The following is a 23,177-nucleotide window of genomic DNA, read 5'->3' as shown; positions in this document are numbered from 1 at the left end:
GAGGCTTAGAGCGCTTGGCGCAATTGATCCAGTACGTTTTCGGTACGCGGTAGCATACCATGCCAGATTTCAAAACTAACGGCTGCTTGGCCTACTAACATCCCTAAACCGTCTGCTTGCTGCGATGCACCTTGTTGTGCAGCCTCTTGTATGAACAGTGTGGGTTCGGCGCCGTACATCATGTCGTACGCTAACGAATGTGCGCTAAAGCGCAAGGCGGGCAGTGCAATACGCTGTGCTCCTAGGCTGGCCGAGGTGGCATTAATCACAATGTCCCATTCGCTGGTGGCACTGTCTAAACCGCCAGCGCGTAAATGGTTTTGGTAGTCGGGGCAGTGTTGTAGAAATTCGTCTACCAAACTGTGGGCTCGGCTAGCGGTGCGGTTGACCACCTGTACAGTATGGCAACCAGCCTCTAATAACGGCAATAAACAACCGCGCGCAGCACCACCAGCACCAATCATGAGTACACGTTTATCTTTAGGGTCAAAGCCCAAGCGGATAATGTCGTTTAACAAACCTAGTCCATCGGTGTTGCAGCCATGTAAACCATCGTCTTTCATCCACAGCGTGTTGACGGCACCGGCGATGCGAGCGCGTAACGATAGCCGGGATTGGCACTGCGCAAAGGCTTCTTCTTTGAAGGGTACGGTAACGTTTAAGCCCTTGCCACCTTCGGCAAAGAATTGCTGGATGGTGGCATTGAAACCATCCAACGGTGCTAGCAGACGCTCATACACCAAAGAAATGCCACATTGTTCGGCAAATGCGTGATGGATAAAAGGTGAACGGCTGTGGGCAATAGGGTTGCCTATAACCGCATAGCGAGCAGTGTTGGTCATGGTCGTGTGGTCAGTTGATGCTGAGAAAAATGCCAAGTACGTGTGATAGCCAGCCCGTCTGTCTCGTTGCTGAGCTCAGGAGGAAAGGGTGGGAAGGGTGCTGCCAAGCGCACAATGCGCTGTGCCGCTAACGTAAAGAGGGGGTTAGGGTCAGGTTTGTTGATGGCAATGCGTTCTACGCTACCATCTTTGCGTATGAATACCGTCAGTTGCACTGAACCGGATAAACGGCCACGCGCTTCGTCGGGGTAGTGCTCTGCACCCAGTGTTTCAATTTTGTGGCGCCAGTCTTCTAAATACTCGGCTTGAGCCGACTGTCGGGCAGAAGGCGCATCGTATTGATAGCGCGGTTTGCTGTTGTAGAGTTCAACATCATCACGCAAACGTTGCAGTCGTTGAGCCAAGGCTTGTAGGCGCGGGTCTTGGTCAGCCGTGTCAAAGCGCACACTGTCACCGGTGTAGTCCTGCGCGTAACGCGCTTGGGCAACTTCCCACTCTGCCTCTAGTGTGCTGAGTAGTTGTAATTGCTCTTGTTCTAACTGCTGTTGACGGCGCTTAAAGGCTTGTAAAACTAAATCGTCAGGGGTGGGCATAGCCTGAGACTCAGTTGGCGCAGAGGCGCTCACGTCCAGCTCGCTTGAACCACCACCATCAGCTTGCCACTGAGCAAGCAGTTTTGCTTGTAGCGGGGCAGACTCTGTACTGAAGTTGACCAGAGTGACATCTAGCTCTGAAGGTAGTGGGGGCGTAGACACAGGAGTGCGTTGCCACCACCAAATCAAGCCTACATGTATGAGTACAGAAGCCAGAACCGCCCACCACAAAAAGTCTCGGTAGGGTTGTGCCGCAGTAGAGGTGGGCAGGCGGTTCATGGGGGTTAGGCGGCCGCAGGCGGATCCAGCACATCCAACAGACGGCAGGAAACGTCTAGCTGCAGTTCATCAATCTGGCAAATTTCTAGGCGCAGTTGTTGGCCACGCTCCAGTGTGCCCAAACCGCCCACTCGGGTGGTGAAGGGGCAGTTGTTGAACCGGACCAAGTCTTCTTTGATGAAGGTGGCCTCTACCTGATGTATGTCTTGTTGCTGCAGCCAGCGCAAAACCCAGTAGCGTTCAATGGTGTGCTGGAAATCGCCCCATGCAGTGTATTGGGAGTCAAACGCACCAATGATGGCGTATAGATCAGCATCTTTAGGTTTGAACGGGGCAACCAAGCGTGCGGATACGCCGTGTTGGGCAGCAGCCAGAATTTGCCATTGGTTGACCAAGTCAACATAACGGCGCAGTGGTGAGGTAGACCAAATGTATTGGGGTACACCAATACTTTCATGGGGTGCTGCATGGGTAGACATGCGGGTACGCATCGCTTGCTGGGAGCGATAAATTCCCGGTAAACCTAACTGCACCAATAAACCGCCCCACAGGCTATTGGCCATGATCATGTATTCTGCTGTGAGCAACCCTAATGGGGCGTTGCGCACGCGCGGAATCAAATTGATAGGGCTATCGGGGTCATCGGGTGGGCCTTGCAGGTCGAAGGTGTATTCCACGCGATTATTGTTTTCGGGTTTGCCACGCACTTCGTCACGTTTGGCTGATAACTGGCGAGAAAACTGCCACAAAGGGCGTAGCCAATCGCCGTAGGGCAAGTCTACCTCTGGGTTTTCTAGGGCTTCTAGCGTGACGTGGGGGTCTAGATCGCTTTGAACCAGGTTTTCTTGTACGACGATTTTTTCCAGCTTGGTTTCACTATGGAAAATCTCGCCAGTGCTCAGGCTGCCTTCTACATAGAGCGACAGTGTTGGGCGCTCTGCACCCGCTTGCAAAGAAAAGTGCTCAACGAACTCGTGTGGCAGCATGGGGATTTTCTGTCCCGGCATGTACACAGTGGACATGCGCTTGCGTGCCATCTGGTCGAATTCGTTATCACGCAAAATAGCCAAGCCGGGGGTGGCGATGTGCACACCAATGCGTACACGATCATCATCCAGTTGGGTTACAGATAGCGCATCATCAATTTCTATAGTGCCAGCGTCATCAACGGAGTAGGCCTTGGCATCCGTAAGTGGCAAACCTTCTAAGAAGTCGCCGAGTGTCACTGGAGGCAGATCTATGCCGCGTGGGAAATGCTGGGAGAAAAAGCGATAACGGTGCAGCGCCAAGGCACTGGGCCACGCATCCAGTTTCAGCAGCAGCTTTTCAGCGCTAAGGCCAGATTGCGTCACAGCCGCATCAAAAGCTTTCCACTCTTGGGTGTTTTTATCCGGGCTGATCAGTAATGAGCCAGCGACTGCAGCGATTTCAGGAGGCAGCTCGCCATTTAGCATGGCGTCAGTCCATGCTTTTTGTTGAATTTCTTGCAGACGTTTGCGCTCTATGGCTGCCAATGCCGCATTCAGAATTTCAGGTGGAGCGGGTCGGTATAGGCCGCGACCTTTGCGGTGAAAATACGCCGGGGCACTATGTAATGCCAGAATCAGTGCGGTTTTTTCAATGGCGTTCGGTTCATGGCCGAAATAGTCAGCGGCAAACTCGGTGGCTTGAAACTCTTCTTGGGGCGCGCATTCCCACAAAAATTGGATATCCAAGGTTTGAGACAGTGTTTCTGCCTGCTCAAGCAGTGTGCCGGGTTCGGGCTGTTCAAACTCAAAAAAGACAGTGTTTTTTTTGATTTTGCTGCGTTTTCCGCTAGCAGACTCTACTTGCAGAGTGCTGTCTGCATCGGAAAAGATTTTTTCAGCTTTGAACTTACCGCTGTCTTCAAAAAGGACGTACATAAATCGGGTGTAACTTGGAAAACTAGGGGAGGGTAGTAGTGCGGAGTTTCTCGAGAATAAAGGCGAGAATGTCGTCCTCGTACTCTGCGAAATCAGAAATGCCGTGATCACTACCTTGTATGATTTTGCCTTGGCTACCAGCGTAATGGTCAGCCATTTCGTGCCAGTTTAGGACCTCGTCGCCCGTGCAGGCTAATAAATAGTAGCGCTGCGGATCTTTAGGTGGTTGTTCGGCTAATGCTTCAAGCTCAGCGACGTATTGCTCTAGAAAATGAAAGGGTTCGTCGCTATGAAATAAGGTGTGTGAACCCACATGTTTTCGTAGGTCGCGTGCGGCATGTACTACTGGGTTCAATAATACAGCTGGCGCGCGATAATGTTCAGCTAAATGTGCAGCGTAATACCCGCCTAGCGATGAACCCACCACAACCAGAGGTTGTTCTGGCGTGGTGGCTTGGTGTTGTTCAATGAGCTGATGGCACAGAGCGATGGTTTCTGCTGGGCTGGCTGGTAATTGCGGGCATACCCAGGCATCTTCTAGCCCTAATGTTCGTAGCCGTGCCGCCAAGCGCTGAGCCTTGAACGATGAGGGGGAAGAGCGAAATCCATGCAGATAAAGAATCATGATGTGTGCTTTAGGCTGTAGTGGACAACGCGTTCAGTAGTTTTTGGTGTATACCGCCAAAACCACCGTTACTCATCACCACAATATGATCGCCGGGCTGTGCCTGACTGACTATGGCCTGGATCATGCTATCTAAATCATGCCATACCGAGGCTTTGTCACCCAGTGGGGACAGTACGGAGGCCGCATCCCAACCCAACATGTGTTTACCTTGGGCTTCGCCGTAGCAGAAGCTAAGATCGGCCTCTTGTAATGCAGTCGGGAGCCTAGCCGCCATCGCGCCGAGTTTCATGGTGTTAGAGCGTGGTTCTAGCACCGCCAAGATACGGGCTTTGCCCACTTTGGCACGTACGCCTTCTAACGTTAGGGCAATAGCAGTGGGGTGGTGAGCAAAATCGTCGTATACCTTGATACGGTTTACTTCACCACGCAACTCCATGCGACGTTTTACGCCTTTAAAGTTAGACAGGGCCTCACACGCGGCTTCTGCAGAAACGCCCGCGCTTTGTGCCGCAGCAATCGCCGCTAGCGCATTGAGCACGTTATAAGAGCCAGTTAGTTCCCATTGGATACGGCCACACAGTGCTTGTTGGTGGTAGACCAATAGGTCGTCGCCCTCTACTTCTGCATGCCATTCGCCACCGTCACCAAAGCGAGTAACGGGTGTCCAGCAACCGCGTTGCAATACGTGATCTATATTAGAGTCTTGTGCCGGCGCAATGATCAGCCCTTCTGCCGGGATAGTGCGCACCAAATGATGGAATTGGGTTTCGATGGCAGACAAATCCGGGAAAATGTCGGCGTGATCGTATTCCAAGTTGTTCAAAATGGCGGTGCGTGGACGGTAGTGCACGAACTTGGAGCGCTTATCGAAGAATGCCGTATCGTATTCATCAGCTTCAATCACGAAGTAGCGTTGTTCAGGTTGGTAGCGTGCCGATAAGCCCAGATCGGGGGCAACACCACCAATCAAGAAGTTAGGCTGCAAACCTGCGTGTTCAAGAATCCACGCCAACATGGAACTGGTAGTGGTCTTACCGTGTGTGCCAGCTACCGCGAGTACATGTTGGTTGCGCAGTATGTGCTCACCTAGCCATTGAGGGCCAGAGATATAAGGTAGTCCTTGGTTGAGGATAGCCTCCATCAGCGGGTTACCGCGTGACACTACGTTACCAACTATATATAGATCAGGATTAAGTTGTGTCTGGCTAGCATCAAAACCTTCAATCAGTTCTATGCCTTGCTCTTCCAGCTGGGTACTCATGGGGGGATAAACGCCTGCATCACAACCAGTGACGGTCATGCCAGCCGAACGGGCGATCAGGGCCAAACCGCCCATGAATGTGCCGCAAATGCCTAAAATATGTACGTGCATGGGAAACCTCCGGCATTCATTGTAGTCAGTTATGTATTGGCTTGGGTAGAGTGTGTACAGTAGTATTTAGGCAGTTCAAATTGAGTGGAAACATGGATAGACGCAATTTTATGAAAGCCTGTGCGGCAGCCGGGCTCTATGGGTCAACCGTATCATCAGTGTGGGCCACTGATGTGACAGTAAATGATCTCTATCAGCAGTCTTTTACTACGCTAGATGGCGAAAGCCGTGGCATGGAAGATTATCTGGGGAAACCGCTGCTCGTGAATTTCTGGGCAACATGGTGTCCGCCTTGCGTCAAAGAAATGCCAGACCTGGATGCGCTGAGCAAAGAGTTTCCTGATGTGTGTTTTCTAGGAGTTGCCGTCGATACCACGGCAAATGTGAACAAATTCTTGCTAAAAACCCCAGTCAGTTATGACATTTTGGTGGCAGGTCATCGAGGCATACAGATCATGCGCGATTTGGGTAACCGACAAGGTGGTTTACCGTACACGATGCTGTTTGATGCTGCAGGTAGTGAGCAACATCGCGTATTAGGGCAAATTAGTAAGGCATCCTTAGCACTAGAATTGGCAAGCCTCGCCGGGTAGGCGTAGAATTGTGTGGATGCTATGATGCGGTATTTATAGACATTTAGCGCATTTTGGCGTAAAAAGTCGAACTGTCTCCACGAAAAGATAAAGCATGGCGCAAAACATTCTGGTTCTGCATGGGCCCAATCTGAATCTGCTCGGTATGCGTGAACCCGATATTTACGGGCGACAAACCCTGGCTGATATCAATACACATCTGCTGGATGTGGCTACTGGTATGGGAGCTCAATGCCATGTTTTTCAGAGCAATCACGAAGGTGCTCTGGTAGACCGCATTCAAGCGGCTGCTGGTGAACGCATCGATTACATCATCATCAATGCTGGTGCCTACACTCACACCAGTGTGGCGATTCGTGATGCTCTGGCTGCAGTATCCATTCCTTTCGTGGAGGTTCATCTTTCAAACGTATATCAGCGGGAAACCTTTCGCCATCATTCGTATCTGTCTGCGATGGCTAAAGGTGTTATTGTGGGGCTGGGTGCATATGGCTATGAAGCTGCATTGCGCTTTGCTTTGGCACAGTAAGTTTCGCTAATGGATATGTCCGATTTGACCAATTTTTTCCGCACCGTATCAGCTTTGGCCTGAGGCGGTGTAGCAGGAAGCACGCATGGATCTTAGAAAACTCAAAACCCTGATTGACCTGGTAGCAGAATCCGATATTTCTGAGCTGGAAGTAACTGAAGGTGATGGCAAAGTACGCATCGTTAAAGCGTCTGCCGCTGCCCAGCAAGTAGTGTACGCAGCACCTCAAGCTGTTGCTCCTGCTGCTGCACCAGTTGCTCCCGTTGCTGCTGCGCCTGCCGCAGAAGCTGCACCTGCAGCGCCAGCTGGCCATGTGGTGCCTGCACCTATGGTTGGTACTTTCTACCGCGCGCCTAACCCAGGTGCTGCACCGTTTGTAGAAGTAGGTCAGTCCGTGAAAGAGGGTGATGCTCTGTGTATCATCGAAGCCATGAAACTGCTGAACGAAATCGAAGCAGACAAGAGCGGTGTGATTAAAGAAATCCTTATTGAAAACGGTGAGCCCGTTGAATTTGGTCAACCTTTGTTCGTGATCGGCTAAGTCCATGTTTGACAAGATCCTCATTGCCAACCGGGGCGAAATCGCCCTACGTATCCAGCGCGCATGTCGTGAAATGGGCATCAAAACGGTGGTGGTGCACTCGGATGTTGACCGTGAAGCCAAGTATGTACGATTGGCTGACGAGTCCGTGTGTATTGGTCCAGCGCAGGCTCGTGATAGCTACTTGAGCATGCCCGCCATTATTTCTGCCGCCGAAGTTACTGATGCCGAAGCCATTCACCCCGGCTACGGTTTTTTGGCTGAAAATGCCGACTTCGCCGAGCGTGTAGAAAAATCTGGGTTTGTTTTCATCGGTCCACGTCCTGAAACCATTCGCCTGATGGGCGATAAGGTGACTGCCAAGAAAACCATGATCGAAGCAGGTGTACCGGTAGTACCGGGCTCTGCGGGTGCATTGCCGGATGACCCTCAAGAAATTATCCGTATTGCTCGTGATATTGGGTATCCCGTGATTGTTAAAGCCTCTGGTGGTGGTGGTGGCCGCGGTATGCGCGTGGTCTTCACCGAAGGTTCATTGCTGACAGCCGTCGCGACAACGCGTACTGAAGCTGCAGCAGCATTTAACAATCCCGAGGTATACATGGAAAAATACCTCGAGAACCCACGTCACATTGAAATTCAAGTGATGGCTGACGGCGGCCGTAATGCGGTTTGGCTGGGCGAGCGTGATTGCTCCATGCAGCGTCGTCACCAGAAAGTGATTGAAGAAGCACCCGCTCCCGGTATTCCACGCAAACTCATCGAACGTATTGGCGATCGTTGTGTAGAGGCATGTAAAAAACTGGGCTATCGTGGTGCAGGTACATTTGAGTTTTTGTACGAAAACGGCGAGTTCTACTTTATCGAGATGAACACCCGTATTCAGGTTGAGCACACAGTGACAGAAATGATCACAGGCATAGACTTGATTCAAGAGCAAATCAAAATTGCCGCAGGCGAGAAATTCACACTGCGTCAACGCGATATCGTGTTTGAAGGCCACTCTATCGAGTGCCGTATCAACGCTGAAGATCCATTCAAGTTCATTCCTAGCCCAGGGAAAATCACCAACTGGCACACACCAGGTGGCCCAGGCGTGCGTATGGATTCACACGTGTACTCTGGTTACACAGTTCCGCCTAATTATGACTCCATGATTGCGAAGCTGATTACCTACGGTGCAACACGTGAACAGGCTATTGCGCGTATGTCTATCGCGCTGTCTGAAATGGTGGTGGAAGGTATCAAAACCAATATTCCACTGCATCGCGAACTGATGCAAGATGGTGCGTTCTGCGAAGGCGGAGCCAGCATCCACTATTTAGAGCAAAAACTTGCCCAACGCCCATAAGGCAAACGGTAAAATAAGAACAGGGGTTTAGTACCCCTGTTTTCTTTTGGTGGAATAAATTATGCGAGAACTGATACTGCATTGCAGCGAGCAACAGGCTGAGAGCTTGTCCGATGCCTTGCTGGAGCTGGGCGTGCTTTCAGTGTCGGTTGAAGATGCTGATGAGCACACCGATCAAGAAAAGCCGTTGTTTGGTGAGCCAGGCCTAGAGCCTGAGGTATTGGCATGGCAGCGTAACCGCGTGGTAGCGCTATTGCCAGAAGATGTAGAGCCCGAAGATATGGTGGCTCAGTTGCAAGAGCATGTGGACATCTCTGTACCGGCCAATGCATGGTCGGTGCGTGATGTGCCAGATAGCGATTGGGTACGCATTACGCAAGCGCAGTTCGGCCCCATTCGTGTGGGCGAGAAAGTATTGATTGTGCCCAGCTGGCACCGTGATGATCCTGACTTGGTTATGCCAGATCAAGGTGATGAAAGCGGTGTGCGTATAGAGTTGGATCCAGGCTTGGCCTTTGGTACAGGCAGTCACCCCACCACGCACTTGTGCCTACACTGGTTGTCGGATGCCGACTTGGCAGATCAACGCGTTCTGGATTACGGGTGTGGTTCAGGCATTTTGGCCATTGCGGCTAAAAAGCTGGGTGCTAGTTCCGTCGATGCGGTAGACATTGATGAGCAAGCGGTGAGCTCCACCATCTACAACGCGGAAGTGAATCAGGTCGCTGTGAATGCAAGCTTGCCTGACGCCTTGGAAGATGGGCAGTATGATGTGGTTGTGGCCAATATTTTGTCTGGCCCGCTGAAAGTGATGGCATCTATGCTGTGCGGACGTGTACGTCCGGGTGGCTACTTGGCATTGTCCGGTATTTTGGATTGGCAAGCCGAAGACTTGATTAAAACCTATGGGCAGTGGATTCCCATGGAAGTATGGCAAGAGCGCGAAGGCTGGGTATGTTTGGCAGGTCGCCGACCCGCTTGATTAGGTAGTGATGGCTATGGAACTGGTTACGCTTTGCCCACATTGTCAGACACGTTTTACGGTAAACGTTGAGCAGTTGCAACGCCGTAAAGGGTATATACGTTGTCCACAGTGCGCAGCCATCTTTGATGGTTTTGAGCAGGTAGTTCCTGAAGGGCCTCAACCGCAAACGCCACGTTCTGTGACGCAAGCGGATGGCCTGCAACAGTGGCAACCTGCGCCTACTCCAGTTTCTGTTAGCCACACACCTACAGTAGAACGAGCGCAGCCGTTTGTCCCCGCAGTAGACGAAACGCCTGAGTACGATGAAGCAGACTATGTTGATGATCAAGATGATTACGACGACGAGGATGCTCACAACGATACAGACGATCAAGATGCAGAACCAATCGTAGACAGTGTAGAGTGGATTTCTGCGCGCTACGAACCGCCTGCAGACGATGCGCCTCATCAACCTATCTATGAAGATCCTGACGAGCACCGTGAGGATGACGACCCATTTTTTGTATCGCCACGCGCGGGTGCTGCGGCAAGCCGTGAACCAGCATGGCGTATAGGGGTAGAGCAAGACGATACATCACCAGTGTTTATTGCCAGTGGCCGAGATCGTGATGAAGAGCGCCCCTACCACCGCTATGATGAACCCCACGACTTACCGCGCAGCGTTAGATTGGCTAGACTGTTCTGGATGCTCGTCGCGTTGATCTTGGTGGGTGTGTTGGCGGTGCAGGCGTTATACGTGTTTCGCCTGCAGATTGCCAGTGCCGTGCCGATGACACGCCCTGTGCTAGAAGCGTTATGCACCAAACTGGGTTGTACAGTCCCATACGTACGCAATATTGCCGATATTAAAGTGGTGTCGTCGGCGTTGCAGGTGCAGCAAGCCGGTTCAGGTAGTAGTGTGAAGCAGTATCAACTGCGTGTGCGTCTGCGTAATGCGGATAGCCAAGCCCAAGAGTGGCCCAGTTTGGTAGTAACCTTTACTGATGTGGCGGCGGCAGTCGTGGCACGTGTGGAAGTATTACCCGAACAATATTTGACTGTGCAACAGCTGAAACAGCCTTTTGCCGCGCAGTCAGAAATTGAGTTTGTGTTGCCGGTGCAGTCAGCAACGCGTATCAACGGTTATAAAATCGATAAATATTTTAGGTAGGCTTATGTCTGAGCGAATTCTGGTATGTGGGTCGTTGGCTTTTGATACCATCACGGTATTTGAAGGGCACTTTAAAGATCACATTCTGCCTGATAGTGTGAAATCACTGAGTGTGTCTTTCCTGGTTCCTAGCATGCGTAAAGAATACGGCGGTTGTGCAGGGAATATTTCCTATAACCTGAACTTGCTGGGTGCTCAGGCAGTACCGGTGGGCACAATTGGTATAGATGCTCAAGATTACCTGCAATACCTGAACAATTTGGGTATTGATACCAGCATGATTCAGATGCGCCCAGAGACATTCTCGGCGCAGTGTCATATCACTACCGACTTGGATGGCAACCAGATTGCAGCTTTCCACCCCGGTGCGATGCAGTACTCTAGCGAAAACGACTTGTCTGGCCAAGAAGCTGGCTGGGCTATTGTGGCTCCCGACTCCAAAGAGGGCATGTTTGCCAACGCAGAGCGTTTGCACCGTCAAGGCACACCGTTTATTTTTGACTTAGGCCAAGCAATGCCTTTGTTTGATGGTGAAGACCTGAAACGCATGATCAGCATGGCCAGCATTCTGACGGCAAACGACTACGAAGCGGAAGTCATTGAGCAACGCACACAGCGTTCTATTGCAGACATCGCCAAGGAGTTACAAGCGGTAATCATTACGCGTGGTGCCGAAGGTGCTAGCCTGTATACTGACGGGCAGGAAATCACCATTGCTCCTATCGCTGTGAGCGATTTGGCTGATCCTACGGGATGTGGTGATGCTCATCGCGGTGGCTTGCTGTACGGTTTGGCTAAAGGTTGGAGTCTTTACGATTCTTGTTGCTTGGGTAATGTGATGGGTGGGATTAAAATTGCATCCCAAGGTCCTCAGAATCACCAGCCTTCGCGTGTAGAGATCAGTGCATTACTGAAGCAACATTACGACCTGGATGTGACATTCTAAGGCGTAGCGCCTTAAGGGCATCGTTTCCGTATTTAATAATGGAGTACCTATGATTAGTCTAGCAACAAAACAAGGTGCAGCACGACGTTTTGCTGCGGTTGCCTTGGCCGTATCTCCTTTGGTGTTCTTGGCTGGTTGTGCTAACAAATCTGCATCCAGCAATGTGTATACCTATGGGCAAGCCCAACGCGAACAAATTGTACGTATGGGTACAGTCGTCTCTAGCCGTCCTATCGTCATTCAAGATGATCAGAGCTCAGGCGTGGGCATGGGGGCTGGCGCTGCGATTGGTGGCGTTGCTGCGAGCACAATTGGTGGTGGTCGTGGGAAAACGTTAGCAACGATTGGCGGTGCATTGCTGGGTGGCTTGCTAGGTAATGCCGTAGAAAACCGTGTGGGAAAAACCGATGGTTTGGAAATTACCGTACGTTTGGATAACGGTGAGACTCGCGTTATCGCCCAAGAGGCTGATATTCAGTTTGTACCAGGCCAACGCGTACAGTTGCTGAGCGGCACAGGTCCAACTCGCGTGGTACCTGCTCCTGCACAGTACTAATACTGCAGCAGTCACAAAAAACGGGACACTATATAGTGTCCCGTTTTTTTATTCCCGACTGGAAATGGCACGCCCGGCTTCTATCAGTAACGAGGCGATGCGTAGCTCGTCGTCTGCGCCTTTCCAGCGCGATAGTGCCACAGCGATATTGATCGCACCCACAGGCCTATTGTCAGAATTCACAATTGCCACAGCCGTGGAAATATCACCCAGATACAGTTCGTTTTCTGCATGCGCATAACCCTTCATGCGTATGTCTTCTAAACGTTTCAGAATGCTGGGTTTGTCGTAGATGGTGTGCTGTGTATAGGGCACCAGCTCAGAGGCATCCAAAATGGCTCCCGCTTCAGAGGTAGGTAGGGCGGCCAGCATAGCCAACCCTGAGGACGTACAGTAAGCCGGTAGACGTGTACCTACGATTACCTCAGGCGTCAGCACGTGACGGCTCACAATACGCTGCAAATACACAATTTCAGTGTTATCTAACGTGGAAAAGTTGACGGTTTCTTCTGTTTCTATGGCCAGTTGCTGCAAAAACGGCGTGGCGCGGCTCACTGAGTCATTAGAAGAAATGTACTGATGCGATAAGTCCAGCATACGAGGGGACAACTCATAGAGCTTGGACTCCTCATCTTTCATCAAAAAGCCTAAATGCTGCAGCGTAAAGGTAAAGCGCTGTGTAGCACTGAGATCTAGTTTAGACAGTTGCGCAATCTGCGATAAAGACAGCTTGCGATGTTTATGGTTGAACACCGCTAGTACACGAAATGCTTTTTCTACCGAGTTCACGAACAGTGATGACTCGGTAGGGGCTTTGACGGCACGACGACGTTTCGGGGACTGAGTAGCAGTTTGAGAAGAGTTCACAGTCATGTTTGAGTGTTTGTAAATGTTTATCGCATAACAATAACATGTGGTTTTTTCGTTTTCAACGAAAACCATTGTCTACCTTCTTATGTGATTGTTATAGAAGATGTTTTGCTTGTTGTTGAGGTTTTTCCTTTTGTGCATCAGGGAAAGCATATGTCTCTGTTAATGGATTTCCCTAGTTTTTTTACTTTTACTAAGAAAATATCATTGTTTTCACTAATAATTAATCGCTATGCAATAAAAGGTTATTTTATGAGCAATAAGTTTATCGAGACAGAAAAAGTTGGCAACGTTGCAGTGATCCGTTTGAACCGACCAGAGAAGCTAAACGCATGGCATGGCGCGATGCGCGAAGAAATTATGCAGGCGCTAAAAACCTTTGATCACGATGACAGCGTTCGCTCACTGATCATGACGGGCGCAGGTAATCGTGCTTTTAGCGCGGGCCAAGATTTGGAAGAAGCGCAAAACTTTGACGTCAGTGATTCAGGGGTATGGATTCAGTCTTGGGAACGTTTTTACGATGTGCTGCGTAATCTGCAAAAACCATTAGTGATGGCGTTGAACGGTACTGCTGCAGGTTCCGCCTTCCAAGTCACCTTGCTGGGTGACGTACGTGTTGCACACGCAGGCGTGAAAATGGGGCAGCCTGAAATTAACTCTGGGATTGCGAGCGTGACCGGGCCGTGGATCATGAACCTGATGTTGGGTATGTCTAGAACCATTGAGCTCACTTTGACTGGCCGCATGATGGAAGCCGATGAAAGCCATCGTATTGGTCTGATTCATCACTTGGTGGCAGAAGACCAAGTGTTTGCTAAAGCGATGGAAGTAGCACAAGAGTTGGGCGCTAAGCCGCCTGTAGCAATGCGTTTGAACAAGCAGCGCTTTAGAGAAATGTCTGCAGCCAGTTTTGCAGAAACAATGGATGCCGCCACACGCCTACATGCCGAATCGTATGCCAGTGGTGAGCCTGTACGCATGATGGAAGAGTTCTTCAAAGTGCGTAGAGATCGTAAAGCCGCACACTAATCTACATACCTAAAAATCAGTTGTGGCTGTGCTGTGAAGAACCACTAAACGAGTGCACTGGAGAGAGACATGGATACACCTAAAAGTATGATGCGCCGCCGAATACTACAAGCCACAGGCGGTTTGGCATTGGCGGGGACTGGCTTAGGCGCGGCGTGGGCCAAAGACCAAAAACTTATCGTTGCTGACCCGGGTGGTCCGTACTCTGCAGCGTACCGTAAAGCCTTTTACGATCCGTTTGAAAAAGAAACGGGTATACGTGTGGTAAACGTGGCGCGTGAGGCGCAGCCAGTGGCTCAAATTAACGCCATCGTGCAGACCAAAAACTATATTTGGGATGTGACCACGCTAACCTTGTCGGCAGACATCCCTTATTTGGAATCACAGAACTTGCTGGAGCCTTTGGACTTTACGTTAGCTGACGTGCCTGGTCTGATTCCAGAGGCCCTAACGTCTACATGGATGGGGGTGGATATTTACTCCACGGTATTGGCCTATAGAACCGACAAGTACGGTGAGCAAGGTCCGCAGACATGGGCTGATTTCTGGAACGTAGAGAAGTTTCCAGGGCGTCGCTCGCTGCGTCGCAATCCGCTCGACACCTTAGAGCAAGCGCTCATGGCGGATGGCGTGCCGATGGATCAACTCTATCCTCTGGACGTAGACCGTGCTTTCCGTAGCCTAGATAAGATCAAACCGCATATCGCTATTTGGTGGACGTCTGGCGCACAAGCCATGCAAGCCATCCAAAACGGTGATGTAGATATGATTTCTACATGGAATGGTAGGGCTCAAGCAGCTATAGATAATGAGGCACCGGTCAAAATCGTGTGGAATGAAGGGTTGTACTCCATCGAAGGGTGGGGGATTCCTCGCGGCACACCACGCGCTGACATAGCCAAAGAGTTTGTACGTTTTTGTGCCGACAAACAGCGCCAAGCCTTGTTCACCGATGAACTGGCATACGGGCCTACCAACCAAGAAGCGTTTGAGTTTATTTCGCCAGAACGGGCAGAAATTCTTCCTAGCGCACCACAGAACTTTACCAACATGGCATTGCCAAGCCCTGAGTGGTGGGCAGCGAACCGTCAGGAAGTGACGGAGCGCTTTAACAACTGGATTATTTCTTAAGAGTCTCTGGTATGTACAAGTTGGAAACTAAAGGTCTCGCCAAACGTTATGGCGAGACGGACGCTCTGTTGCCTACAGATTTACAAGTGAAGGCGGGTGAGTTCCTGACCTTGCTAGGGCCATCAGGTTCAGGCAAGACTACGTTGCTGATGATGATCGCCGGTTTGGTAGATCCTAGTGGTGGTCAGTTGTTAATCGATGGAAAAGATGCCACTCATGCCGCAGCAGGTCAGCGCGGCATAGGGATGGTGTTCCAAAGCTATGCTTTATTCCCGCATATGAATGTGTGGGAAAACGTCGCCTATGGCTTGCGTATGCGGCAAATCAAAGGTGCTGCATTGAACTCGGCTGTGGAAGATGCCTTGGCCATGGTCAAGATGAGTGACTATGCCAAGCGCTTACCTAAAGAGTTGTCGGGTGGACAGCAACAGAGGGTAGCGTTGGCACGGTGCTTTGCGTATCGCCCATCTGTGGTGTTGTTAGATGAACCCTTAGGAGCATTGGATAAAAAACTGCGGGAACACATGCAGTTAGAAATCCGCCGTTTACACGACGATTTGGGAGCCACTTTTATTTATGTGACTCATGATCAAGACGAAGCGCTGACCATGAGCGATCGCGTGTGCTTGATGAACCAAGCTCGTATTGAACAGTTGGGCACACCACAAGAGCTGTATGACCGTCCTTGCTCACGTTTCGCTGCTGACTTTATTGGACAGTCCAATCTGTTAGATGGGCGTATGACAGCCACGCAAACTTTTGCGGCGGGTGCATACAACCTGTCAGTAGAGTCGGCGTATGTGCCCACTAACCATCATCAAGAGGCTTCTACGTTATTAGTACGTCCAGAAATGGCAGAGCTAGTGACACCAGCAGACGGTTTTGTGCAGGGCACGGTAACAGAAATGGTGTTTCTGGGTTCAGAGATACGCGCACGCGTGAAGTTGGATGGGATGAAGGATTCTGACGAGCTGTTTAGTGTGCGTTGTCATAGACGTCATGCCGCCAGTTTGGGTGACAAGGTGGGCATTCGTTGGGATGTGGCCTCTACCAGTGTGCTGATGCAGTAGGAGCAAGTCATGAACAATAGGGCTGCGACGCTCTCGTTAAGTGAGCCTAGACCATCCAAACTGCGAAAAAACTTACGGGCTTGGTTACCTGCTTTGCCTGCCATCGTTTTTTTGGGTGTGTTTTTTCTATTACCCGTACTGCAAATCTTGCAGGGTGGGTTTATGTCAGCCGAGGACGAGTTCAGCGTTAAACAGTTTGCACGACTGTTTGAAACGCCGGTATACGTCAAAGTGCTGTGGACAACCTTTGGTATTTCCATCCTCACAGCTGTGTTTTCAGTGGTGTTTGGCTATCCCATTGCGTTACTACTGAGTAGCTTCAACGAGCGCCGCAGGAATCGTTGGTTGCTGTGGATTATGCTGCCGTTTTGGACCAGCTATCTGGTGAAAACCTACGCATGGATGCTGTTGCTGTCACGTAGTGGGGTATTGACCAGCGTGGCCGAAGCCTTGGGGCTGATTGATGGCAATGCATCATTGATGCCTTCGTTGTCAGGCGTGCTAGTGGGTATGGTGCATGCCATGTTGCCCTTAGCCGTATTGACCATGCTACCGATTATGCAAGGCATTAGTAGGCAGTTAGGCCAAGCTGCTGAAACGCTGGGAGCCGGTAGGGCAACGGGTTTTCTGACCATCTTCTTGCCGCTTTCTATGCCAGGTGTGGCCGCTGCCGGGTTGTTGGTATTCATTACTAGCTTGGGCTTCTTTATTGTGCCTGCTTTGCTGGGTACGCCACGCGAAACCATGATTGCCCAGTTGGTGATTTCTTCCGTGTTGGAGCTGTTTGACCTGAAGTTTGCCGGGGCGTTATCAACGGTGCTGCTGTTGTGTTCCATTGTGGTGTTCTACGTGTATGACCGAATGGTGGGGCTGACATCGTTGGCAGGTGCCGAGGCTAAACGTAGTAGCAAATCTGGCTCAGGAGTGATGCTGAAGATGTTGCTGTTTATAGGCCAGCGGTTGGATAGATTCTTACCGCTTGCTTCGCCAGCATCCTCCTCATCAAATCGGGCTCTTAGCGGTTATACCTGGTTGATTCTGCTGTTTTTAGTGCTGCCCGTCATTATCGTGGTGCCCATTGCATTTACGAAGAATGCTGTCGTGGCGTTCCCACCTGAACTATTCAGCCTGCGGTGGTTTAAAGAATTCTTTAACTCTTCTGTGTGGCAAGCCGCGGTAATTCGTTCTTTTGGCATAGGGCTGACGACGGCATTTTTGGCGGTGGTATTGGGTTTTGGGGCCACCTTTGCGTTGACTAAATTGCCTTCCAAATGGACCAAGTTGTTATTTGGGGTGTTTGTCGCACCGTTAATCGTGCCACGTATCGTGATTGCTATCGGGTTGCTGTACCTGTTTGCCAGCACTGGCTTAGTGGGCACTGATCTGGGGATGGTGATTGGTCATACCGTGTTGGCACTGCCTTATGCCGTGGTCACGTTATCGGCGGGGTTGCGACTGTTTGATTGGCGCTTGGATGATGCTGCTCGTATTTTGGGTGCGTCGGTGATGGCGCGTCTACGTACGGTGATCTTGCCTTTATTGGCCGGCAGTTTAGCGTCAGCATTTTTGTTTGCGTTCATCGTTTCTTTTGATGACCTGACCATCGCCATTTTTGTCAGTGGCGGTATCAACACCACGTTGCCTAAACAAATGTGGGATGACATTCAGTTGGCCGTAACGCCTACGTTGGCAGCGGTATCGACGGTATTGCTGATTGTGGTAACCGCAGTGATTTCAATTTCTTCCTATTTCAAAAACAGGCGTAGTGGACTATGAACGGTTTTGAGCAGTATTTTGCACAACGTATAGAAAATGATCAGTGGGATGTGGTGCCACTCTTGTACCGAGGGCTGACGCAAACTGCTGAACAAGATGTGATTGAGTTTGAGTCTGTGCCGCTTTCTAGAAAACAGTTGGGGCAACAGGTAGCGGGATTCCAGCAATGGTTGGCGGCGCGTGGCATCAAAAAAGGGGATAGCGTTGCGGTCATGCTGAGCAACACAGCCGAGCATATAGCGTTGCTGTATGCGCTGATGTTGTCTGGGGTGATCTGGATTCCCGTGAATACCAAGGTGAAGGGGCCGGGCGTACGTTACATCGTAGAGCACGCCGTGCCATCCTTAATTATTGCGGAAGCTGAGTTTGCTGAGGTGTTGGCTGATGCCGGAGTCAGTGCAGAGAATTGGGTGGAACTGCAGCAGATACAGATAGCGAGTGATGCAGTGTTACAGAACCCGGTTATAGCGCCATCGGACACTTTATGCATCATCTACACATCGGGCACCACCGGCGCGCCTAAAGGTGTGGTGTTCACCCATAGAATGATGCGCGTCGCCAGTGAGGCAGCTATTCAGGTGGCGGGTGTCAAAGAAGGTGCACGCTTGTTTTTGTGGGAACCCTTATGTCACATAGGGGGCGCACAGATGCTACTGGTACCGTTCTTAGAGTGTGTTTGCCTGCTGATTGTGAAGCGTTTTTCAGCCAGTCGTTTTTGGTCGCAATGGCAAGCAGCCAGAGCTACTCACTTGCACTATCTGGGCGGTATTTTGGATATTCTGGTGCGTTTGCCGCAAGACGAAGTACCAGAGGGCGCGAGCATTCAAACGGCATGGGGTGCTGGTGTATCTAAAAACGCATGGCAAAGTGTGCAAGAGCAGTTAGGCTGCGAGTTACGCGAGTGTTATGGCATGACAGAGTGCTCCAGTTTTGCCACCTTCAATGCGACTGGAAAGCCGGGGTCTATAGGTACAGCATTGCCATGGATTCAGGTAGAACTACTGAATGACGAGGGGCTAGCTGTAGGTGAAGGCGAAATTGGTCAGATAGTGCTGTCCAGCCCGTTAGAGGGCGTGTTTTTACCTGCGTATTTGCATAATCCAGAAGCCACACAAAAAGCGTTAATACAGGGCAAGCTTTATACCGGCGATGCCGCATGGCGTGATACGGATGGTGATCTGTTTTTCGTAGGTAGAAAAACAGATAGCATGCGTGTACGCGGTGAGAACGTCTCGGCATGGGAAATTGAGCGAGTTTTTGCTGAGCACGATGCGGTAGAAGCCTCTGCAGCGGTAGGGGTGGCCAGCGAAATCGGTGAACAAGAAATCTTGTTGTACGTGAAATTCAGACCAGGCAGTGAGGTAGAGTGGGGTACTCTGATAGAGTGGGCAACTAATAAGCTAGCGTCCTACCAAATGCCGCGTTTTTACCGTGCCGTAGATCGTTTCGAGCTAACACCTAGTGAACGTATCAAAAAGCATTGTTTGGACAAAAATAGTGCTCTGGCCTGGGATAGATACGCCACTGTATCTTGAGAGCTGTAACCTAGGCATCAAAAAAGCCCGCAGAAGCGGGCTTTTTTGATGCCTAGGTTACAGCGGGCTAAGCACTTAGAAGACGCCAGCAAAAACACCGAGTTTCAGTCTACCCAAAATAAAGATGCAGATTTGGGCCAGTACCAGCAACGCCAATGGCGAGAAGTCAAAAGCGCCGGTGCGTGGCAATAGTCTGCGTATGGGGTTTAGCAAGGGTGCAGTCAGCGTATTGAGTATAGGCATCACAGGAGCCATTGGATTGATCCAAGACAGCAGAGCTTGAATCAATGTGACCCACAACACCATGTTGGCAATCCAACCCGCTACGGTGAACACGGCAGATAACAACGCACGTAGCCAGAAGTCGCCGGGCACAAACAAACCTGCATCGGTGAGCAGCAGCAACGTCAGGGCGACGTGTACGTAGGCCACGATGTAGGCGGCAGCAAGGCTTGGCCAGTCTACGTATTGCTGATTGGGGATGAGTTTGTGTAAAGGCAGTACCGCCCAGTCAGTCACTTTGAAAATGGCTTGAGAGTACGGGTTAAATGGGTGCAGGCGTATGGCATACAACCATGCACGCAGCACAAAAGCTATGCCCAGTAAGCTGAGGGCAATATTCGCAATAAAGTACAAAATATCAGTGAACATGGCAGAAGGCGAAGAAAAAGCAGAAAGGGTAGATCCGTAAGCTTAAAAAACACGGGCCAGTCTTAATGGCCTGGCCCAGATGTTTTGTGCGCTTACCTTATGGGCGGTTACCAGTAGGAAACGGCCAAGAACCTGCAGGATTCACATCACGCTTTGCTGCGGGTGCTTTCTCGGCAGATTTGGCAGGTTTTTTGGTAGCCGCTGCTTTGCTAGCGGTGGTACTGCTGGCTTTTTTTGCTGTGGCCATAGTGAGGCTACTCCTTGCATGTAAGTCATAGGCAGTGGCGAGGTGGCGAATGCCAGCACACTGGCTATAAAGATTCAATCATGCCTATTTTACAGGCATGAGTCTGCTTTCTAGTGTCCTATTTTAGCCCCCTCTGTGGCGAATGTTTTAGCTACCTACAGAGAAATACCTAGGGCCTCTCTAGGGTAACAAAATGTAGGAGCCTACAGAGTGTAGAGAAATTCTCATAGAGGGCAGGCAAAGCCTATGAGCTGAGGTAGAATATTTTGCTAGGACACAGAGATAGTGCTCTGTTCAACACAGTATTCGCAAAGGTGACTTATGCGTGCAGGCGCACAGATGAAGCGAAAAGGGATGAATTACCTAGCAGGTTTGGCAACACTGGCTTTGGCCGGTTGTGTGACTATGCCTACTGAAACGCCAACAGCTCAACCCAATACAGCCGTGGAAACGCGCCCTGCTGCGTGTACTCCGGCAAGTCCAGAAGATCCTGTGATCGGGAACTGGCTGAGTAAGCGTAATGAAAAAGGTATTCAAGGCGAGCTGCGTACCTTGGTGACGCTGCAGGCAAATGGCCAAATGCAATACACCGAGCAAGTGAAACGCCCACGTCAACCATCCCAAGGTTTATCCGAAGCGGGATGTTGGGTGCGTGATGGCCAAGCTGTGGTGCTGCAAACCTTAGAATCTAATGGTTTGGCAGTAGAGCCAGATGATCCATTGTTCACCAACCGATTCGTCATCGAACGCCAACAGGGTAAGCGATTGGTGGTACGTTCTGAAACCGGTACACGGTACAACCTAGAGCAAGTGTCTCCAGGATACCGACTGCCGTTCTAAGTCAGTCAGTAAGCTGTTTTCATCAAGCCCCTGTTAGCCTATGGTTAACAGGGGTTTTTCTTGGTCATTACACAACACTTTAGTGGTAGATATGTGCTGTTATAGGGGGGATGTTCGTATCGCACAGCAAAAGACTTTATCGCGCACAAAAAATCGTTAATTATTTTAATAGCCTAATCAATAGGTATAGCGCACCGCATAAGGATGATAACGATGAGAATAGGGATACCCAGGGAGACAATACCCGGTGAAACTCGTGTAGCGGCTACACCAAAGAGTGTGGAGCAACTACAGAAGCTGGGCTTTGATGTAGTGATAGAAACTGGCGCAGGAAAAGCCTCCAGTTTTGACGACGCGCTGTACAGCGCTACTGGCGCAACGGTAGCGGATGCAAGCAGCGTATGGGAGTGCGAATTGATTTATAAGGTCAATGCGCCTACTTCCCACGAAATACAGCTTATACAGCCCGGCACTATGCTGGTGTGCTTTATTTGGCCAGCCCAAAACCCCGAGTTGCTGCAGAGCCTGCAAGAAAAGCAGGTTACTGTGTTGGCCATGGATATGGTGCCGCGTATTTCTCGCGCACAAGCGATGGATGCCTTGTCTTCCATGGCGAATATCAGTGGTTATAGAGCCGTAGTAGAAGCTGCTAGTGCATTTGGGCGCTTTTTTACGGGGCAGATTACTGCTGCTGGGAAAATGCCTCCTGCCGAGGTGTTGGTGATTGGCGCGGGCGTAGCAGGGTTAGCTGCCATAGGAGCGGCACGTCAGCTAGGCGCAATTGTGAAAGCCTTCGACACGCGTTTGGAAGTGGCGGAGCAAATCACCTCCATGGGTGGCCAGTTCTTGAAGCTGGATATTCCTGTAGAAAATACGGGCAGTGGTGATGGCTACGCCAAAACCATGAGCGATGAATTTATCGCCGCAGAGATGAAACTGTTTGCCGAGCAGGCCAAACAGGTAGATATCATCATTACGACGGCAGCGATTCCGGGTAAGCCAGCCCCTAAACTGATTACCCGCGAGATGGTAGACAGCATGAAAGCGGGTTCGGTGATTGTGGATTTGGCTGCGCTAACGGGTGGCAACTGTGAGTACACCGTGCCAGGTGAAGCCATTACTACCGCCAATGGCGTGACGGTGATTGGTTATACCGATTTGGCCAACCGTTTAGCAGGCCAAGCATCGCAGTTGTATTCCACTAACTTAGTGAACTTGGCGAAGTTACTCGCACCCGCTAAAGATGGTGTGGCGGTGCTAAACCAAGAAGACGTAGTGCTGCGTAATATGCTGGTCTGTCACCAAGGCGAGCTGCTGTACCCACCGCCACCTATTCAAGTGTCGGCAGCACCCACGCAAGCGAAAGTGGCTAAACCAACTGAGCCTATTGCCGCACCGCCTATGGCGCTGTGGAAGAAATTACTGGCAGTGGGCGTAGGCGGTCTGTGCTTCCTATGGTTGGGGGCGAATGCACCCGCCGCATTCTTGAATCACTTGATTGTGTTTGTGCTGTCGTGCGTGGTGGGCTACTACGTAGTCTGGAATGTCACACACTCGCTGCATACGCCTTTGATGTCAGTGACCAATGCGATCTCCGGCATTATTGTGGTGGGAGCCTTATTGCAGATAGGACAAGGCAATGGTTGGGTGTCGTTTCTTGCTTTTATTGCCATCTTGATTGCGAGCATCAATATTTTCGGCGGGTTTTTTGTGACCCACCGCATGCTCAAGATGTTCCGTAAAGACAAATAAAAGG

At 50.7% G+C, this 23,177-nt stretch carries 23 protein-coding genes; 15 read left to right on the top strand and 8 right to left on the bottom strand.

The window, feature by feature from the left end:
• Positions 1 to 5: 5 nt before the first annotated feature.
• The 5 genes from aroE to mpl are packed head-to-tail and all read right to left on the bottom strand — an operon-like array spanning position 6 to position 5,618.
• Entirely contained in the window at positions 6 to 842 is an 837-nt protein-coding gene (gene aroE / locus ACLPHM_RS12545; RefSeq protein WP_430221570.1) for a shikimate dehydrogenase, read from the bottom strand.
• Positions 839 to 1,714 carry a TonB family protein gene (locus ACLPHM_RS12540; RefSeq protein WP_430221569.1) on the bottom strand — a complete coding sequence of 292 codons (876 nt, stop codon included), beginning with the start codon at positions 1,712 to 1,714 and terminating at the stop codon, positions 839 to 841. Before ACLPHM_RS12540 ends, aroE begins: the two co-directional genes overlap by 4 nt.
• A gap of 5 nt (positions 1,715 to 1,719) precedes the next feature.
• Positions 1,720 to 3,618: a ribonuclease catalytic domain-containing protein gene (locus tag ACLPHM_RS12535; protein WP_430221568.1), complete on the bottom strand. Its 1,899-nt coding sequence runs from the start codon at positions 3,616 to 3,618 to the stop codon at positions 1,720 to 1,722.
• Positions 3,619 to 3,640: 22 nt separating this feature from the next.
• Positions 3,641 to 4,243: a YqiA/YcfP family alpha/beta fold hydrolase gene (locus ACLPHM_RS12530; protein WP_430221567.1), complete on the bottom strand. Its 603-nt coding sequence runs from the start codon at positions 4,241 to 4,243 to the stop codon at positions 3,641 to 3,643.
• A gap of 10 nt (positions 4,244 to 4,253) precedes the next feature.
• Positions 4,254 to 5,618: a UDP-N-acetylmuramate:L-alanyl-gamma-D-glutamyl-meso-diaminopimelate ligase gene (gene mpl / locus ACLPHM_RS12525; protein WP_430221566.1), complete on the bottom strand. Its 1,365-nt coding sequence runs from the start codon at positions 5,616 to 5,618 to the stop codon at positions 4,254 to 4,256.
• Between the two features lie 92 nt (positions 5,619 to 5,710).
• On the opposite strand from mpl, the gene ACLPHM_RS12520 reads away from it, so the two are divergent.
• The 8 genes from ACLPHM_RS12520 to ACLPHM_RS12485 all read left to right on the top strand — a co-directional run bounded on the left by ACLPHM_RS12520 (position 5,711) and on the right by ACLPHM_RS12485 (position 12,269).
• The gene (locus tag ACLPHM_RS12520; RefSeq protein WP_430221565.1) at positions 5,711 to 6,211 is read left to right on the top strand and encodes a TlpA family protein disulfide reductase; all 501 of its coding nucleotides are present in this window, start codon (positions 5,711 to 5,713) and stop codon (positions 6,209 to 6,211) included.
• A gap of 94 nt (positions 6,212 to 6,305) precedes the next feature.
• Positions 6,306 to 6,740: a type II 3-dehydroquinate dehydratase gene (gene aroQ / locus ACLPHM_RS12515; RefSeq protein ID WP_135864296.1), complete on the top strand. Its 435-nt coding sequence runs from the start codon at positions 6,306 to 6,308 to the stop codon at positions 6,738 to 6,740.
• A gap of 85 nt (positions 6,741 to 6,825) precedes the next feature.
• Positions 6,826 to 7,281 carry an acetyl-CoA carboxylase biotin carboxyl carrier protein gene (gene accB / locus ACLPHM_RS12510; protein ID WP_430221564.1) on the top strand — a complete coding sequence of 152 codons (456 nt, stop codon included), beginning with the start codon at positions 6,826 to 6,828 and terminating at the stop codon, positions 7,279 to 7,281.
• A gap of 4 nt (positions 7,282 to 7,285) precedes the next feature.
• Complete coding sequence (gene accC / locus ACLPHM_RS12505) at positions 7,286 to 8,632, top strand: acetyl-CoA carboxylase biotin carboxylase subunit (protein ID WP_430221563.1); 1,347 nt, start codon at positions 7,286 to 7,288, stop codon at positions 8,630 to 8,632.
• 61 nt (positions 8,633 to 8,693) lie between these two features.
• On the top strand, positions 8,694 to 9,614 hold the full coding sequence (gene prmA / locus ACLPHM_RS12500; protein WP_430221562.1) for a 50S ribosomal protein L11 methyltransferase: 921 nt from the start codon (positions 8,694 to 8,696) through the stop codon (positions 9,612 to 9,614).
• Between the two features lie 16 nt (positions 9,615 to 9,630).
• Entirely contained in the window at positions 9,631 to 10,767 is a 1,137-nt protein-coding gene (locus ACLPHM_RS12495) for a zinc-ribbon and DUF3426 domain-containing protein (RefSeq protein ID WP_430221561.1), read from the top strand.
• A 4-nt stretch (positions 10,768 to 10,771) separates the two neighbouring features.
• Positions 10,772 to 11,713, top strand: a complete 942-nt coding sequence (locus tag ACLPHM_RS12490) for a carbohydrate kinase family protein (RefSeq protein ID WP_430221560.1) — start codon at positions 10,772 to 10,774, stop codon at positions 11,711 to 11,713.
• Positions 11,714 to 11,762: 49 nt separating this feature from the next.
• Positions 11,763 to 12,269 (top strand): outer membrane lipoprotein, encoded by a 507-nt coding sequence (locus ACLPHM_RS12485; protein ID WP_430221558.1) that lies wholly within the window; start codon positions 11,763 to 11,765, stop codon positions 12,267 to 12,269.
• Between the two features lie 48 nt (positions 12,270 to 12,317).
• Here the strand turns inward: ACLPHM_RS12485 and ACLPHM_RS12480 are convergent, their stop codons facing one another.
• Positions 12,318 to 13,142: an IclR family transcriptional regulator gene (locus ACLPHM_RS12480; RefSeq protein WP_430221557.1), complete on the bottom strand. Its 825-nt coding sequence runs from the start codon at positions 13,140 to 13,142 to the stop codon at positions 12,318 to 12,320.
• A 249-nt stretch (positions 13,143 to 13,391) separates the two neighbouring features.
• On the opposite strand from ACLPHM_RS12480, the gene ACLPHM_RS12475 reads away from it, so the two are divergent.
• The 5 genes from ACLPHM_RS12475 (at position 13,392) to ACLPHM_RS12455 (ending at position 19,683) form a co-directional block, all read left to right on the top strand.
• A complete protein-coding gene (locus ACLPHM_RS12475) occupies positions 13,392 to 14,171 on the top strand; it encodes an enoyl-CoA hydratase/isomerase family protein (protein ID WP_135863032.1) in 780 nt (259 codons plus the stop codon).
• A 69-nt stretch (positions 14,172 to 14,240) separates the two neighbouring features.
• Positions 14,241 to 15,302, top strand: a complete 1,062-nt coding sequence (locus tag ACLPHM_RS12470) for an ABC transporter substrate-binding protein (RefSeq protein WP_430221556.1) — start codon at positions 14,241 to 14,243, stop codon at positions 15,300 to 15,302.
• 11 nt (positions 15,303 to 15,313) lie between these two features.
• Positions 15,314 to 16,372, top strand: coding sequence for an ABC transporter ATP-binding protein (locus ACLPHM_RS12465; RefSeq protein WP_430221555.1), 1,059 nt, complete (start codon positions 15,314 to 15,316; stop codon positions 16,370 to 16,372).
• Positions 16,373 to 16,381: 9 nt separating this feature from the next.
• Positions 16,382 to 18,148 (top strand): ABC transporter permease subunit, encoded by a 1,767-nt coding sequence (locus ACLPHM_RS12460; RefSeq protein WP_430221554.1) that lies wholly within the window; start codon positions 16,382 to 16,384, stop codon positions 18,146 to 18,148.
• Positions 18,145 to 19,683 carry a class I adenylate-forming enzyme family protein gene (locus tag ACLPHM_RS12455; RefSeq protein WP_430221553.1) on the top strand — a complete coding sequence of 513 codons (1,539 nt, stop codon included), beginning with the start codon at positions 18,145 to 18,147 and terminating at the stop codon, positions 19,681 to 19,683. Before ACLPHM_RS12460 ends, ACLPHM_RS12455 begins: the two co-directional genes overlap by 4 nt.
• 75 nt (positions 19,684 to 19,758) lie before the next feature.
• On the opposite strand, the gene ACLPHM_RS12450 is transcribed toward ACLPHM_RS12455, so the two are convergent.
• Together ACLPHM_RS12450 and ACLPHM_RS12445 are read right to left on the bottom strand one after the other, a co-directional pair.
• The gene (locus ACLPHM_RS12450) at positions 19,759 to 20,334 is read right to left on the bottom strand and encodes a YggT family protein (protein ID WP_430221552.1); all 576 of its coding nucleotides are present in this window, start codon (positions 20,332 to 20,334) and stop codon (positions 19,759 to 19,761) included.
• A gap of 97 nt (positions 20,335 to 20,431) precedes the next feature.
• Complete coding sequence (locus tag ACLPHM_RS12445; protein WP_430221551.1) at positions 20,432 to 20,581, bottom strand: hypothetical protein; 150 nt, start codon at positions 20,579 to 20,581, stop codon at positions 20,432 to 20,434.
• 321 nt (positions 20,582 to 20,902) lie between these two features.
• Here ACLPHM_RS12445 and ACLPHM_RS12440 point away from each other — a divergent pair, with 321 nt between their 5' ends.
• Positions 20,903 to 21,421 (top strand): hypothetical protein, encoded by a 519-nt coding sequence (locus tag ACLPHM_RS12440; protein ID WP_430221550.1) that lies wholly within the window; start codon positions 20,903 to 20,905, stop codon positions 21,419 to 21,421.
• 213 nt (positions 21,422 to 21,634) lie between these two features.
• On the top strand, positions 21,635 to 23,173 hold the full coding sequence (locus ACLPHM_RS12435; protein ID WP_430221549.1) for a Re/Si-specific NAD(P)(+) transhydrogenase subunit alpha: 1,539 nt from the start codon (positions 21,635 to 21,637) through the stop codon (positions 23,171 to 23,173).
• The last annotated feature ends 4 nt before the right edge of the window (positions 23,174 to 23,177 follow it).

Origin of the sequence: Paenalcaligenes sp. Me131 (assembly GCF_050487225.1) — a bacterium.
GTDB lineage: Bacteria > Pseudomonadota > Gammaproteobacteria > Burkholderiales > Burkholderiaceae_B > Paenalcaligenes.
The sequence above is the reverse complement of the archived record's forward strand: the minus strand, read 5'-3'. Positions and strand labels throughout refer to the sequence as shown.

Coding starts and splice junctions, on each gene's coding strand:
- aroE (WP_430221570.1), bottom strand. CDS start 842: ATGACCAACACTGCTCGCTATGCGGTTATAGGCAACCCTATTGCCCAC.
- ACLPHM_RS12540 (WP_430221569.1), bottom strand. CDS start 1,714: ATGAACCGCCTGCCCACCTCTACTGCGGCACAACCCTACCGAGACTTT.
- ACLPHM_RS12535 (WP_430221568.1), bottom strand. CDS start 3,618: ATGTACGTCCTTTTTGAAGACAGCGGTAAGTTCAAAGCTGAAAAAATC.
- ACLPHM_RS12530 (WP_430221567.1), bottom strand. CDS start 4,243: ATGATTCTTTATCTGCATGGATTTCGCTCTTCCCCCTCATCGTTCAAG.
- mpl (WP_430221566.1), bottom strand. CDS start 5,618: ATGCACGTACATATTTTAGGCATTTGCGGCACATTCATGGGCGGTTTG.
- ACLPHM_RS12520 (WP_430221565.1), top strand. CDS start 5,711: ATGGATAGACGCAATTTTATGAAAGCCTGTGCGGCAGCCGGGCTCTAT.
- aroQ (WP_135864296.1), top strand. CDS start 6,306: ATGGCGCAAAACATTCTGGTTCTGCATGGGCCCAATCTGAATCTGCTC.
- accB (WP_430221564.1), top strand. CDS start 6,826: ATGGATCTTAGAAAACTCAAAACCCTGATTGACCTGGTAGCAGAATCC.
- accC (WP_430221563.1), top strand. CDS start 7,286: ATGTTTGACAAGATCCTCATTGCCAACCGGGGCGAAATCGCCCTACGT.
- prmA (WP_430221562.1), top strand. CDS start 8,694: ATGCGAGAACTGATACTGCATTGCAGCGAGCAACAGGCTGAGAGCTTG.
- ACLPHM_RS12495 (WP_430221561.1), top strand. CDS start 9,631: ATGGAACTGGTTACGCTTTGCCCACATTGTCAGACACGTTTTACGGTA.
- ACLPHM_RS12490 (WP_430221560.1), top strand. CDS start 10,772: ATGTCTGAGCGAATTCTGGTATGTGGGTCGTTGGCTTTTGATACCATC.
- ACLPHM_RS12485 (WP_430221558.1), top strand. CDS start 11,763: ATGATTAGTCTAGCAACAAAACAAGGTGCAGCACGACGTTTTGCTGCG.
- ACLPHM_RS12480 (WP_430221557.1), bottom strand. CDS start 13,142: ATGACTGTGAACTCTTCTCAAACTGCTACTCAGTCCCCGAAACGTCGT.
- ACLPHM_RS12475 (WP_135863032.1), top strand. CDS start 13,392: ATGAGCAATAAGTTTATCGAGACAGAAAAAGTTGGCAACGTTGCAGTG.
- ACLPHM_RS12470 (WP_430221556.1), top strand. CDS start 14,241: ATGGATACACCTAAAAGTATGATGCGCCGCCGAATACTACAAGCCACA.
- ACLPHM_RS12465 (WP_430221555.1), top strand. CDS start 15,314: ATGTACAAGTTGGAAACTAAAGGTCTCGCCAAACGTTATGGCGAGACG.
- ACLPHM_RS12460 (WP_430221554.1), top strand. CDS start 16,382: ATGAACAATAGGGCTGCGACGCTCTCGTTAAGTGAGCCTAGACCATCC.
- ACLPHM_RS12455 (WP_430221553.1), top strand. CDS start 18,145: ATGAACGGTTTTGAGCAGTATTTTGCACAACGTATAGAAAATGATCAG.
- ACLPHM_RS12450 (WP_430221552.1), bottom strand. CDS start 20,334: ATGTTCACTGATATTTTGTACTTTATTGCGAATATTGCCCTCAGCTTA.
- ACLPHM_RS12445 (WP_430221551.1), bottom strand. CDS start 20,581: ATGGCCACAGCAAAAAAAGCCAGCAGTACCACCGCTAGCAAAGCAGCG.
- ACLPHM_RS12440 (WP_430221550.1), top strand. CDS start 20,903: ATGCGTGCAGGCGCACAGATGAAGCGAAAAGGGATGAATTACCTAGCA.
- ACLPHM_RS12435 (WP_430221549.1), top strand. CDS start 21,635: ATGAGAATAGGGATACCCAGGGAGACAATACCCGGTGAAACTCGTGTA.